Origin of the sequence: Gordonia humi, assembly GCF_014197435.1 — a bacterium.
In the GTDB taxonomy this organism is placed as follows: Bacteria; Actinomycetota; Actinomycetes; order Mycobacteriales; family Mycobacteriaceae; genus Gordonia; species Gordonia humi.
Map to the genome: position 1 here is coordinate 4,705,010 of NZ_JACIFP010000001.1, position 13,332 is coordinate 4,718,341.

11 protein-coding genes and 1 tRNA gene are annotated in these 13,332 nt (G+C 68.1%); 4 read left to right on the forward strand and 8 right to left on the reverse strand.

All coding sequences use genetic code 11. The features are described from left to right. Positions 1–47: 47 nt before the first annotated feature. On the forward strand, positions 48–2,144 hold the full coding sequence (locus BKA16_RS21780; protein ID WP_183372637.1) for a RecQ family ATP-dependent DNA helicase: 2,097 nt from the start codon (positions 48–50) through the stop codon (positions 2,142–2,144). A 4-nt stretch (positions 2,145–2,148) separates the two neighbouring features. Here BKA16_RS21780 and BKA16_RS21785 read toward each other — a convergent pair whose 3' ends face one another. The 3 genes from BKA16_RS21785 to BKA16_RS21795 are packed head-to-tail and all read right to left on the reverse strand — an operon-like array spanning position 2,149 to position 4,707. Continuing rightward, positions 2,149–2,574 (reverse strand): HIT family protein, encoded by a 426-nt coding sequence (locus tag BKA16_RS21785; RefSeq protein ID WP_183372638.1) that lies wholly within the window; start codon positions 2,572–2,574, stop codon positions 2,149–2,151. A 10-nt stretch (positions 2,575–2,584) separates the two neighbouring features. Continuing rightward, on the reverse strand, positions 2,585–4,009 hold the full coding sequence (locus BKA16_RS21790; RefSeq protein WP_183372639.1) for a sensor histidine kinase: 1,425 nt from the start codon (positions 4,007–4,009) through the stop codon (positions 2,585–2,587). Further along, positions 4,006–4,707 carry a response regulator transcription factor gene (locus BKA16_RS21795; RefSeq protein WP_183372640.1) on the reverse strand — a complete coding sequence of 234 codons (702 nt, stop codon included), beginning with the start codon at positions 4,705–4,707 and terminating at the stop codon, positions 4,006–4,008. The genes BKA16_RS21790 and BKA16_RS21795 overlap by 4 nt, the downstream gene beginning before the upstream one ends. A gap of 209 nt (positions 4,708–4,916) precedes the next feature. Between BKA16_RS21795 and BKA16_RS21800 the strand changes: the two genes are divergently transcribed. Further along, positions 4,917–6,419: a DUF222 domain-containing protein gene (locus BKA16_RS21800; RefSeq protein ID WP_246372537.1), complete on the forward strand. Its 1,503-nt coding sequence runs from the start codon at positions 4,917–4,919 to the stop codon at positions 6,417–6,419. Here the strand turns inward: BKA16_RS21800 and BKA16_RS21805 are convergent, their stop codons facing one another. From BKA16_RS21805 to BKA16_RS21815, 3 genes are read right to left on the reverse strand one after another with little or no spacing between them, the layout of a single operon-like run. After that, on the reverse strand, positions 6,420–7,610 hold the full coding sequence (locus BKA16_RS21805) for a winged helix DNA-binding domain-containing protein (protein ID WP_343067571.1): 1,191 nt from the start codon (positions 7,608–7,610) through the stop codon (positions 6,420–6,422). It abuts the gene before it with no gap. Continuing rightward, positions 7,607–8,002, reverse strand: a complete 396-nt coding sequence (locus tag BKA16_RS21810) for a RidA family protein (protein WP_183372642.1) — start codon at positions 8,000–8,002, stop codon at positions 7,607–7,609. Before BKA16_RS21810 ends, BKA16_RS21805 begins: the two co-directional genes overlap by 4 nt. Beyond that, complete coding sequence (locus BKA16_RS21815; protein ID WP_183372643.1) at positions 7,999–9,567, reverse strand: carboxylesterase family protein; 1,569 nt, start codon at positions 9,565–9,567, stop codon at positions 7,999–8,001. Before BKA16_RS21815 ends, BKA16_RS21810 begins: the two co-directional genes overlap by 4 nt. Before the next feature lie 42 nt (positions 9,568–9,609). Between BKA16_RS21815 and BKA16_RS21820 the strand changes: the two genes are divergently transcribed. Continuing rightward, positions 9,610–10,089 (forward strand): GyrI-like domain-containing protein, encoded by a 480-nt coding sequence (locus BKA16_RS21820; RefSeq protein ID WP_343067572.1) that lies wholly within the window; start codon positions 9,610–9,612, stop codon positions 10,087–10,089. Positions 10,090–10,096: 7 nt separating this feature from the next. On the opposite strand, the gene dprE1 is transcribed toward BKA16_RS21820, so the two are convergent. Next, positions 10,097–11,515, reverse strand: a complete 1,419-nt coding sequence (gene dprE1 / locus BKA16_RS21825) for a decaprenylphosphoryl-beta-D-ribose oxidase (protein WP_183372644.1) — start codon at positions 11,513–11,515, stop codon at positions 10,097–10,099. A gap of 139 nt (positions 11,516–11,654) precedes the next feature. Continuing rightward, a tRNA-Thr gene (locus BKA16_RS21830) sits at positions 11,655–11,726 on the reverse strand. A 101-nt stretch (positions 11,727–11,827) separates the two neighbouring features. Here BKA16_RS21830 and BKA16_RS21835 point away from each other — a divergent pair. Next, complete coding sequence (locus BKA16_RS21835; RefSeq protein WP_183372645.1) at positions 11,828–13,294, forward strand: threonine/serine exporter family protein; 1,467 nt, start codon at positions 11,828–11,830, stop codon at positions 13,292–13,294. The last annotated feature ends 38 nt before the right edge of the window (positions 13,295–13,332 follow it).

Below are 13,332 nucleotides of genomic sequence, written 5' to 3' on the forward strand. Positions count from 1 at the left end.
GGACAACGCATTCGACGCTGTCGGTCCTCGCCGATACCGTGAACGCCATGAGCTCACCCATCGTTCTCACTGACGCCCAGCGCGAGGTCGCCGACCGCGTCATCACCTCGCTCGCCGGCCCCGAAGCGAGGCTCCGCGACGATCAGGAGACCGCGGTCGCGACGCTCGCGTCGCCGGGTGCGCGAGCCCTCGTCGTGCAGGCCACCGGTTGGGGAAAATCGGCCGTGTACTGGGCGGCGACGGCGGTGATCCGGTCGACGGGAGGCGGACCGACACTGATCGTCTCGCCGCTGCTGTCACTCATGCGCGATCAGGTCGCGGCCGCGGGCCGCGCCGGGCTCACGGCGGCGACACTCAACTCGGGGAACATCGACGAGTGGTCGCTCATCGAGGCGGATCTGCTGGCCGGGAACCTCGACGTGCTTCTCGTGTCGCCGGAGCGCCTGGCCAACCCCGGCTTCGGCGCGCGGGTGCTCAACGCGCTCGCCGGGCGACTCGGGCTGGTCGTCATCGACGAGGCGCACGCCATCTCCGACTGGGGTCACGACTTCCGCCCCGACTACCGCCGCGTGTCCGATGTGCTGCAGAATCTGAATCCGCAGACCTCGGTCCTCGCGACCACCGCGACCGCCAATCAGCGCGTCACCGACGACGTCGCCGCGCAACTCGGCGAGGCCACCCTGGTCCTGCGCGGGCCGCTGGCACGCAAGTCGTTGCAGCTCAACGTCGTCGACGGTCTCTCGCCGATCCAGCGGTACGGCTGGGTGGCCGAGGAGACGCCGTATCTGCCCGGGTCCGGCATCATCTACGTGCTGACCGTCGCCGACGCGGACCGGCTGGTGACGGCGATCCGCGCCGTGCACGGCGACGACTTCCCGGTGGCCGCTTATACCGGACAGCTCCCGCCCGACGAACGACATGCGCTCGAGGACGCTCTGCTGGAGAACCGGGTCAAGGCCCTGGTCGCGACGTCGGCGCTCGGCATGGGCTTCGACAAGCCCGACCTCGGATTCGTCGTGCACGTGGGCGCTCCGCCGTCGCCGGTGGCGTACTACCAGCAGGTGGGTCGTGCGGGCCGTGCGCTCGACGATGCGGTGGTGGTGCTCCTCGCCTCGCGTCTAGACGACGCGATCTGGGACTACTTCGCCACCGCGACGATTCCCGATCCGAAACGCATGGACCGACTCCTCGAAGCGATGCGCGACGCGGGCGGCCCGGTGAGCGTGCCGACTCTCGAAGCCGAGACGGGCATCCGCCGCGGCAAGGTGGAGCTGGCGGTGAAGCAGCTCGCCGTCGACGGTGTCGTCGAGCGCACTGCCGACGGATGGGCCGCGACGGGCAGGCCGTACGTGTACGACGCCGCCCACTACGAGGGTGTGGTCGCCGTCCGCCAGCGCGAGGCCGACATCATGCGCGCTTTCGTTCACGGCGAGAAGTGCCTGATGAGGCTGCTGACCGAATCGCTCGACGATCCGGCCGCACAGGACTGCGGTCGTTGCTCGGTGTGCCGCGGCGAGCTGACGCCCGGGCTCAATCCGCGTCCGCGGGACGAGACGGTGGCGACGCTGTCGGCGGTGCTGCGCAAGGATGCGCAGATCCTCGCGCCGCGCAAGATGTGGCCTGGTGGATCGTTCGGTCGACGCGGCCGTATCCCGCCGGACCTCGCCGCCGAGGCCGGGCGCGTATTGGCGTTCGCCGACGCGCCGCAATGGGGCGACATCCTCGACGGTGCGAAACGCGGCGACGCCGCCGCCCGCGAGCAGTTGGCCGAGACCGCGGTCAGCGTGCTCGGTGACTGGGGCCGACGCGGCGGGATCCGACCCGAGGCGATCTTCTCCCTCGATCTGACCGGCGGCGATCTGGCCGCGGATCTCGCACAGCGCCTTCGGTCTGTCGGCCGCAGACCGGGAGGGTCGTATCCGGTGGTCGTCGGTCCGGTGCCGAGCCGCGATGCGACGAGTGCGACCGAGGCCGCCTACTGGCGCGACCACCTCGGCCCGGGGCCCGTCGACGCCGCGGGCCAAGCGGTACTGCTGGTCGTCGACGAGACGTCGTCCGGGTGGGCGGTCACCCTCGCCGCGGCGTCACTGCGCGAGGCGGGTGCGACAGCGGTGCTGCCGTTACTGGTGCACCAGACGGTGTGAGCAGTCAGTCGGCCACGTACTCCGCGTAGCCGAGTCCGCGCAGGCTCTCGCGGATCTTGGCCGCGGCGTCGTCGAGCGATTCGGGCGACGGGTTCTGGTCGGCCTTGGTCAGATCGAAGGTCTCCAGCGAGTTCGCCGGGAACACGTGGATGTGCAGGTGCGGCACCTCGAGACCGGCGATGAGCAGGCCCATTCGCGGGGCGTCGAACGCATCTTTCACGGCGCGTCCGATCTTCTGCGAGACCTCGGTCATGTGCGTGAAGGTCGGGGTGTCGATCTGCTCCCAGTGATCGATCTCCTTGCGGGGCACCACGAGCACGTGGCCCGGGGTCACCGGGTTAATGGTGAGGAACGCGACCGCCGTGCCGTCCTTCCAGACGAATCGCCCGGGCAGGTCGCCGTTGATGATGTGCGTGAAAACCGAAGCCATGTACTCGACACTACTGTGGGGCAGACTCTTCCGCGCGCGGGAGCGCGAACCAGAAGCAGGCGCCCTCACCGGGCTCCGATCGGACGCCGACGCGACCGCCGTGCGCGTGGACGAGCGCGGCCACGATCGACAGCCCGAGGCCGCTCCCCGACCCGGTCGCGTCGCGATGGCGCGACGGGTCACCGCGATAGAAGCGCTCGAACACGTGGTCGCGTTCCTCGTCGGTGAGTCCGGGTCCGTGATCGGACACCTCAACGACGACGTCGCCCTCGTCGATCCGCGCGGTGACCGAGATGTCGCCGTCGGTGTGCGCGATGGCGTTCCCGAGGAGGTTCCCGAGGACTTGCCGTAGGCGCAGCCGGTCGCCGGAGACCATCGTCGCCGGGTCGAATCCGTTCAGATCCAAGTCGATCCGACGTCCCGGAGCGGACGCCCGGGTCGCCTCCACCGAATCGGTGAGCAGCGGAAGCACGTCGACCAGTGCCAGGTCGAGCGGCCGCTGCGCGTCCAGTCGAGCCAGCACGAGAAGGTCTTCGACGAGCATTGTCATGCGATCGGCCTCGCCGGAGATACGTCGCACCGCATCGCTCGGATCGGGAGCGGCACCGATCGACATGAGTTCGGCGAAACCTTTGATCGAGGTGAGCGGGGTCCGCAGCTCATGCGACGCGTCGGCGACGAACCGTCGCATCTTCTCTTCGGACGCTCGCGCCTGCTGTTCGGACGCCGCAGTCGCCGCGAACGCGCCCTGGATCTGCGCCAGCATCGAGTTGACCGACTCGCCGAGGCTGCCGACTTCGGTGTTCGCCGGTCTCGGCGGGACGCGCCGGTTCAGATCACCGCCGGCGATCGCATGCGCGGTCTCCTCGACGCGGCGCAGCGGACGCAGACTCGTGCGCACCAACAGGTAGCTGAGGCCGCCGATGAGGAGCACGACGATCAGTCCCACTCCGACCTGCAGCCAGATGAGCCTGGTCATGGTCGCGTCGACGTCCGAGAGAGGGATCGCGACGACGCTGACGACACCGTCCGAGGTGCTCTTCACCGCACGCCATTTCGGTCCGCTGCCCACCGAATCGACGGTGCTCGGCGCAGCGTTGCCCGCGGGCAACGCGGACAGATCGGGTACCGACCCGAAGTCGTTGAAGGTGATCTCGAATCCATTGGGCAGGGCCGTGGCCACGAAGTACTGGGACGGTGGTCGCCTCGGCCCGGGTGGCCCGGGTTCGTCGATCTCGCGGGGCCCCCGCGGCTGAGCCCAGCCGTTGATCGCATCGTTCAGACCGGAGTCGACGCGTGAGACCAGGTCGCTGCGCATCGCTGAGGTGACCGCCACCCCGGACGCACCGAGACCCACGAGCACGAGAACGACCGTCAGCAGGACCAACGTCACCCGCAGCGGCATGGCCTTGATCCGTGCGGGAAGTCCGCTCATCGCGGCTCGCGCATCACGTAGCCGACGCCGCGGAGGGTGTGGATGAGGCGGACCGGGCCGGTGTCGATCTTGCGCCGCAGGTACGAGACATACGATTCGACGACGTTCACATCGCCGCCGAAGTCGTAGTTCCAGACGTGGTCGAGAATCCGCGGCTTGGACAGGACGGTGCCCGCGTTCACCATGAAGTACCGGAGCAACGTGAACTCGGTGGGCGAGAGTGCGACCAGCTCCCCCGCCTTGAACACCTCGTGGGTGTCCTCGTCGAGTTCGAGGTCGGCGAACACGATGCGTGACGGCTCACTTGCCTTCTCGCCACTTCCGTTGCGCCGCAGTAGGACTCCGATCCGGGCGATCACCTCCTCGAGGCTGAACGGCTTGGTCACGTAGTCGTCGCCGCCGATGGTGAGTCCGTTGACCTTGTCCTCAACCGAGTCACGTGCCGACAGGAACAACGCCGGCGCATCGATGCCGTCCGCACGGAGACGGCGCAGGAGGCCGAATCCGTCCATTCCGGGCATCATCACGTCCAGAATCAGAATGTCGGGCTTGTAGGTGCGTGCGATGTCGATGGCCGCCGGGCCGTCGGCCGCACTCTTGACCTCGTGCCCCTGGAATTTCAGAGAGACCGTGAGCAGTTCACGAATGTTCTCCTCATCGTCGACGACGAGGATCTTGGCGGCAGGGGTATCGACCATAGTTCCCCACTATGCCCGCTGCTTCTGCATCGGCGCTGACCGAAGGCTGGGAGGTTCCTGTGAACGCACACCCTTCTGATTTAGAACGTTCTTTCGATATTACTGTTGTTCTCATCACTTCATTGATCTATACTTAGAACATCAGTTCGATGAACGTTCGGTCTGCTCGATCAGCTGGACCGGTTCTTTGAAGGAACGGGGTGGTGATCATGACGAACGGTGTGGGTATCGATCTCGATCGTTTCAGGATCGCCGGTGAGGATGGTGGTGCTCGTCTGCATGATCTGCGGGCGATCGAGGGTGCTGCGATGTTCGAACGGTTCCAGACGGTGTACCGGATGCTGGTCAGTGCGGCCGCGGCGGCTGGTGTGGGGTTGGATGCGGTGGATCTGCGAGTGGTCGACGTGTTCGCGTCGGTCTCGCGGGAGGTGGCGGTGTCTTTGTGTGTGTCGGCCGGCGCGGCCGATCGTCAGGTCCATCACGCGACCGAAGCCGTCGAACGTCTGCCGCAGGTCGCCCGGTTGTTGCGGGACGGGGTGATCGGTGTCGCCGCGTTCGATGCGGTGATCTTGCAGGTGACCGGTGTCGAGGGCCCCGACCTGGTGGCCGCGATCGATGCGACCACGGCGGCGGATCTGGCCGAGATGGGCGGTGTGTCACGCGGGGATGCCGACCAGTCGGCGCGTCGTGCGGTTGCTGAGCTCGATCCGGACGGATTGCGCGCCAAGCGCGAAGCGCGCGGTAAGGGCGTGACGGTCTCGCATGAGGTCGACGGTTCGGATGTGGCGATCTCGACGTCGCCGGAGGACGCGGCTCGTATCGACACGTCGCTGACCGCGGTGGCCGAGACCGCGTGCAAGCATGACCCGCGGGGTAAGGCCGAGCGTCGTCATGATGCAGCGGTCGCGTTGTTGACCGGGGGTCGGTTCGCGTGCGCGTGTGGGCGCGACGACTGCCCGGTCACCGCGCCGGCCGAGGAGATCGCCGCCGCGCTCGCCAAGATCGTGGTCCACGTGGTCGCCGATGCCGCCACGATCGCCGGGGACGCCGACAAGGCGGGGTGGATGGACGGGTTCGGTGTGATCGACCCGCATCACGTCCGGGAGGTTGCTGCTCGTGGGGATGCGATCCTGCGGCCGTTGGACATCGCGGGTCTGGCTGATGGTGCGGCGCAGGCGGGTAATCCGTATCGGCCGACGGCGGCATGCGATACCGCGGTCCGCGCCGTGCACGGTGTGTGCAGCGAACCCGGGTGCGAGCGCCCGGCATGGAAGTCAGATCTCGATCATGTCGTCGAGTTCAATCATGAGGATCCGGCTGCCGGTGGTGCGACATGCCCGTGCAATCTCAACAGCAAGTGCCGTCTGCACCACCTGTACAAGACGTTCGCGGACGGGTGGATCGATGACCAGATCATCGACGCGAACGGCGTCATCTGGTCGGAGGTGACGACGCCGACGGGGTACACGGTGCGGTCGCGGGCCCGGAACATGTGGTTGCTGCCGGAGGTGGGGTCGGTGCCGTGTCGGCACGGCGAGCCCGTCGCCCCGGGTGTGGTCGACGACGCCGATCAGCCGTCCCGGTCGAGGTCGCGGACCAAGGCCAAGCACGCGTATCGGATGCAGATCCGGTCCCGCCGCCGATATGTCACCGCATGCGAGGCGACGGCTCGCGCGGCCGACCTCGACTCGGCCGCCCCACCGCCGTTCTGATCACCTCCGCATCATCGGCGATGCGAACACGCCCTGCGTCAGCCGAACGTCGCCGAGCCACGCCGCCAATTCGACGGCTCGTTCCCCGAGCGCCCGAACGCCTTCGGGCGGAACGTCCTCCAGCAGTTGACAACGGATGCGGTCGTCGTCCTGCACCCAACCGCCGACGATGCGGCCGTCCCACCACGCCGTCTGACCGCCGTTGCCGGTCGTGTCGAACAGATGCTTCACGTGCCGATCCGCCAGATAGAAGTCGCGTTGCTTCCACCCCATCGTCGTCGGGTCCAACCCCGGCAGCAGAAGCGCACGCGGCGGCACCGGATCGACCGGGGCGACGTCGTCGGCGAGCAGGTACCCGACCTCTCCCGACTCCAGTTCCACCTCGACGACGTCGAGTGCGGCGAGTGCCTTGCGGACCGCGGTCTTGGTGGAGCCGAGCCACCACACGATGTCGGTCTCGGTGCCGGGACCGAACGCACGCAGCCACCGCGCGATGAGGTCGCGATGACCCTCGTCCGGGCCCACCGCGACGAGCGGCTCACCGAGCCACGACGACATCGACGTCCACTCCGGCCTGGAGGCGAACCACCCGGCGAGATTGGAGCCGCGGACCACGTCACCGGCCGCGGCGAGGTGGTTGAGCAGCCGCGGCAGCATCGGCGACGATCCGCCCCACTTCTTCCCGAGGTCGCGCATGATCCCGATGTCGAACTCCGGCAGTGCCTTCCGTATGTCCGACGATGTCATCTCGCGGCCGTCCAACAGATCGAGGACAGCTGTACGCCCGGCTTCGATCCAGCCTTCGGGATCGGCCGGACCGTCTTCTCGCCGCAGGTCTCGCAGCATGTTGGTCCGTTCGGACGCGGCGACGCGACTGCCGATCGCCCCGACCGCGTCGGCCAGGATCGGTCGACTCATCACGAACAGCGTCCGACGCATCGCCAACTGCTTCACCAACGAACGGTCGGCGTAGAGCGCGGCGTCGACGTCGTCGGGTCGCACGGCGCCCGACCGCGCCCACACCGAGACGTGCACCGTCGACGGTGTGGTCGCGTGCAGACCGACCAGGGCGTCGGCCACCTGGACCACGCGCTCCGCCGGTCGAGCGGAGTCGAGACCCTCACCGGCCAGCAGATGCCGGCGCTGCATCCGCGCCCGCCGCTGGGCGTCGTCGACGAACGGTCTGCTCACGGCAATGCCGCAACGACGTCGAGTTCCACCCGCTGCCCCGGATACGGCAGGACGGTCACAGCGACCATCACCGCGGGCGGGGTGCGGCCGTCGAACTCGGCGTCGACAGCGGTCCACACGGCGGCCAGGTCGGCGCGGTCGGACGTCGCGACGTACACGGTCAGCTTGGCGATGTCGGCTCTGCTCGCTCCGCGTTCGACGAGCACCGTGTGCAGGTGCGCGAGCGCGTACTCGGTCTGCATCACCGGTTCGTCGGGAGCGACGATCCGCCCGTCTCGATCGAGCGGAGAGATGCCTGCCGTGTACAGCACGGCACCGTCGGGCACCTCCGCGCTGTAGGCGAATCCACCGTCGAACAGCTTCTGCGAACCATGTCTGCGCACACCGCTCATGAGAAACTCAGCACCTCCTCGCCCCATGCCTGGAGCATCGCGTCGTCGAGGCCGAGTGCGGCTTCGTCGTCCGCACCGATCTTCAACGATGCGTGACGGTCGTCGGTGTACGGGTCCCACGGAGCCTCGACGCCGCCGCCGACCCGCGGATCGCCGCTCGCCGCGAAGTTCAGCCATCGGCGCTGCACTCTGCGCTGCACCGCCTCGCCCGTGGCACGTCCGCCGAGGCGGTACATCGGATCCCGCTTGGTCGACGCCGGATTGCCCCACACGTACGGCAGCTCCGTCGCATGCGCCGCCCCGAACCCGATGAATCTCAGCAACGGTGTGGCCCAGTCGAATCGGTACAGGTGCACAGGCGCCTGACGATGGTGCGCCTCGGCGATCCACAGTGCGGGCATCCGGAAACCGATGTCGCGGGAGATCGCCATGCTGCGCACCCGCGCCTTCACGTGCTGGTACGACTCGTCGAGATGATCCGATTCGGGTACGGGCAGATCCGGCTGCTCGGTGCCGATGTGCGCGAACATCGCGTCCACATGCTCGGATTTGACCGGCATCAACGGCGACGACATCCACTTGAACAACGACGTCTCATGCCGGTTGGTGCCGATCAGCAGCGGGACCGGCAGCGACTCGTCGGAGTCGTAGACCCGCAGCGGATCGTCCGGAATCAGATCGCCGTCGATGATCGGGGTGTGCGCGATGGTTCCGGGGAACTCGCGCGGCACCTGCAGGAACGTGTGCTGCGACCCGGCGACGAGGGCGCCGACCGGCACCGAGCGCAGCATGTGCGGGCGCACCTTCTCCTGCGGCATCGGAGCGAGCATCAGTTCGGCGTACTTCTCGCCGCGTTCGGGCCCGTACACGCTGGTCGCCGGGGAGCTCTGCGCGATGGCCCGCCGGAACAGCCCCTGCGCGGCGGGCATCGTCAGCAGGGTGGTGACGACGCCGCCGCCCGCGGACTCGCCGAACACCGTCACATTCGACGGATCGCCGCCGAAACCGGCGATGTTCGCGCGCACCCAGCGCAGCGCCGCCAGGACGTCGGACATCCCGCAGTTGGACTCGTACGTCTGATCGGACGTCGACCACGCCGACAGATCGGTGAAGCCGAACGCCCCGAGCCGGTAGTTCACGGTCACCACCACGGTCGGGGTGCCTGCCGCGTTGCCCGCCCGGATCAGCGAGACCGGGTTGTACATCGGCTGCGAGCCGGCACCGCACAGATACGCTCCGCCGTGAATCCACACCATCACCGGCAGCTGCGCATCACTGGCAGCGGCCCCGCGAGGCGTCGCGACGTTCAGGTAGAGGCAGTCCTCCTCCTGCCGAGTGCCCTCGGCCAACTCGATCACCTGCATCACCGGCTGCGGACAGACCGGACCGAAGGTGTCGGCGGGCACCACATCGGCGTGATAGTCGGGTTCGACGGCGTGACGCCACCGCAGTTCGCCGACCGGCGGCCGCGCGTACGCGACACCCTTCCAGACGTCGATCGACTCGGTGGCGATGCCGCGGATCGGTCCATGGGAGGTGTCGACGACCAGATCATCGGAAATCACACCGTCTATTGTGCCGCGTGAACAGTCAGTAAGCTCGTCGGCGTGAGCATCCCGCTGTTCTTCCGCGAAGACTCGTTCCTGCAGCCGATGGAAGTGACGCTTCCCGACGGGATCGCCGTCGTCACCCAACGCTTCTACGATGTGCGCGTGGACGACCTCCGCGACATCTTCGACGAGTCGTTCCAGCTCCTCGCCCAGACCCGTCCGATCGGTCCGCCGTTCGCGATGTACGAGGGCGACCCGACCGACGTCTTCGACCTCACCATCGGCTTCCCGGTGTCCGCCCCGGTGGACCCGGACGACTACGGCGACATCGCCAACGAGGTCTTCCCGTCCGGCAAGGCGCTCATCATGAGCCACATCGGCGGTTTCGACGGCCTCGGCTCGGCCTGGGAGTCGCTGATGGAGGTGCACTCGGCCAACGGCGGCTCGACCCCCCGCGCGACGATCGAGATCTACCTCAACGACCCGTCGTCGACGCCGCAAGAAGATCTGCGCACGGACCTGATCGCCCTGTACTGACCTCGCCTCACACCAGCTCCAGCCGCTTGGCCATATCGGAGACGAACACACCGGTCGGGTCGATGCCCCGTCGCACGGCCATCCACTCGTCCAGGCGTGGGTACATCGCGTGGAATGTCGCGGCCGAGGTCGCCGAGTCCTTGGCGGAATAGAGACGACCGCCGGCATCGAGGACAAGGGCGTCCAGATCGGCGACGAGGCGGTCGAGGCCGCGGCCGATCGCGAAATCGAAGGTGGCCGTCATGCCCGGCGTCGGAAACGACAGCGGCGCGCGGTTGCCGTCACCGAACATCTTGAGAACGTTCAGGAAGCTCGCGTGGCCGGACCGTCGCACCGCGCGCAGCAGCGGCGCGAACGCGTCGAGTCCCCCGCGCGGAAGGACGAACTGATACTGCAGGAATCCACTGCGCCCGTAGAAGCGGTTCCACTCGCCCATGATGTCGAGCGGGTGCAGGAAACCGGTGATGTTGTGAATCCGGCCGGTATAGGCGGAACCGGTGCGGAAGTAGGCCTGGCTCATCAGACCGAAGGTGAATCGGTTGCCCAATCCGCTCGGGAAGACGTCGGGCACCGTGAGGTACTGCGGGGCGTCGAACTCGAGCGGATTGCGTCGCAGCTTGGTCGGCAGCTCGTCGACGGTGGCCAGGCGGCCCCGGGTGAAGTAGCCGCGCCCCAGTTTGGGGACGGTCGACACCGCGTCGAACCAGCCCGCGCTGTACTCGGCCTCCTCACCCCATCCGGACCGATGGAGTTCGACGGACTCCTCGACGCAGCCGGTCACCGCTCCGTCGGCCAGGAAGTACGCGGTCTCGGTGCGCTGCAGGCGAAGTCGGGCGCGCAGCACGATGCCGGTCAGACCGAGCCCGGCGACGGTGGCCCAGTACAGCGCACCGTCCGGATCGTCGACCGTTCCGTCGGGCGCCAACCGCAGGATCCGGCCGTCGGCGACCAGGAGGTCCAGATCGGCCACCTGATCGCCGAAACTGCCGCTGCTGTGATGACTCTTACCGTGCACGTCGTGGGCGATGGCGCCGCCGACGGTCACCTGTCGGGTGCCCGGGAGAACGGGCAACCACAGACCGAGCGGCACGAGTCTGCGAAGCAGCGCGTCGAGGCTGACACCCGCGTCGACGTCGACGATCAGCGCGTCGTGGTCGATGTCGTGGACGGTGTCGAGCGCGGTCATGTCGACGGTGAGGCCGGCTCGGTTCTGCGCCGACTCGTTGTACGAGCGGCCGAGCCCGCGCGCGATCACGCCGTGTCGCAGGTGACGAGGCGCGTCGGCGTTCTCCTCGGCGACCCGCGTGACCGCCCGCGCGATGGTCTCGACATCGTCGGTGGCCAGCACGGCGGCGCGGGCCCGGTTGGTGCGCGACCATCCGTCGAGGGTGCGCGTGGTGATGAAGTCTTCTGCACTCGTAGTCACCTCAGCGAACGTACGGGCGCAGTCTGAGACGACCCTGGAATTCGCCTCTGAGAATCCAATCGTCGCGATCGGCCGCGAGTCGTCGAACCCGGTGTAACTGAGCGATCCCCTCCGGCGAATACCGGAGGGGATCGGAGAGAGCCCCCTGTCGGGATTGAACCGACGACCTTCGCTTTACAAGAGCGGTGCTCTACCACTGAGCTAAGGAGGCGTGCGGGAGAAGTATAGCGGCCGCCCGCACGCACTCCGGACTAGGCTGTGGTCGCAACACCACGCACCCGAACCGACATCTCCGGAGAGGAGGCCATACACGTGCGTGCGTTCCTTCGCAGAGGACTCAACCGTGTTCTCGGCAGCGCCCAGGCCACGATCGACACGATCGAGCCTGGCAGCATCGTCGTCGCTCCCCGACGACCGATCGCCATGGACGACGAGGCGGCGATCACCGAGGTGCTCGACCTCGCCGCGAAGATCGGCGCGGTCCTGCTCGACTCGGGTACCGGCGCCATCGACACCGAACGCCAGATCGCCTTCGTCGCGGGCATCTACGGCCTCGACGACGTCGACATCGATGTGACGTTCAACTCCATCATCGTCAGCGCGCAACGGGGGAACTCGCTGCCGCCGGTCACCTGCCTGCGAACCGTCCACGCCCGATCCATCGACTTCACCCGGTTGGCGCACGTGGACCGACTCGTGCGACGCATCCGACAGTTGGCGATCACCCCGGCCACCGCGCACGGCATCGTCGACGAGATCTACCGGGCACCGCACCCGTATCCGTACTGGGTGGCGACGGGGGGCTGGGGCGCCATGGCGCTCGGTATCTCGATCCTTCTCGGCGGCACCTTCGTCGTCGGCCTCACCGCCCTGCTCACCACGTTGGTGATCGTGAGTCTGAACCGGCGACTGGCCCGCGCCGGAACGCCGATCTTCTTCCAGCAGTTCGTCGGCGGATTCATCGCCGTCGTCCCGGCCGCGATGCTGTTCCACTGGCGCGAGTCGTTCGGCCTGGGCCCGGAGTTCGTGCCGTCGCAGATCATCGCCGCCGGCATCGTCGTGCTGCTGTCCGGGTTGTCCTTGGTCGGCTCGGTGCAGGACGCGATCACCGGTGCGCCGATCACCGGGACGGCACGGTTCGCCGAAGTGGTCCTGCTGACCGGCGGCATCCTGGCCGGGGTCGCGTTGGCGCTGCGCGCGGTGGAGGCGATGGACGTGATCCTCCCCGGACTGACGACGCAGACGCCGTTCGGCCCGGCAGACATGCCCGCCCGCATCGTCGGCGGCGCCATCGCGGCCGGCGCGTTCGCCGTCGGCAGCTACGCCGAACGGCGAGCGATCCCCGTGGCGTTCGGCGCCGGACTCGTCGCCTCCGCGGTGGCGTTCGGCTTCGCCCTCACCGACACCGGCGCCATCCTCAGCGCGGCGACGGCCGCCGTCGTCGTCGGCCTCGTGGGTGGTCTCGCCGCCCGCCGCGCACTCACCCCGCCACTCGTCGTCGCTGTCGCGGGCATCACCCCGCTGCTGCCCGGTCTGGCGATCTACCGCGGCCTGTACGGCATCATGAGCGGACAGTCGGTGGTCGGCTTCGGACAGGTCGCGGCCGCGCTCACCACCGGATGTGCCCTCGCCGCGGGCGTCACCTTCGGCGAGTTCCTGGCCCGCTCGCTGCGCAAACCCCGACTTCCCAGCAAACTCATCCGCATCCCCTACCGCCCCGACCTGCGCAAACCGGCGAGCCGGCGAGCACCGCGAAACAGATCCGAACCCGGGACTTGACCCTCACGCGACGTGAGGCACGACGATCGACGGTGTGA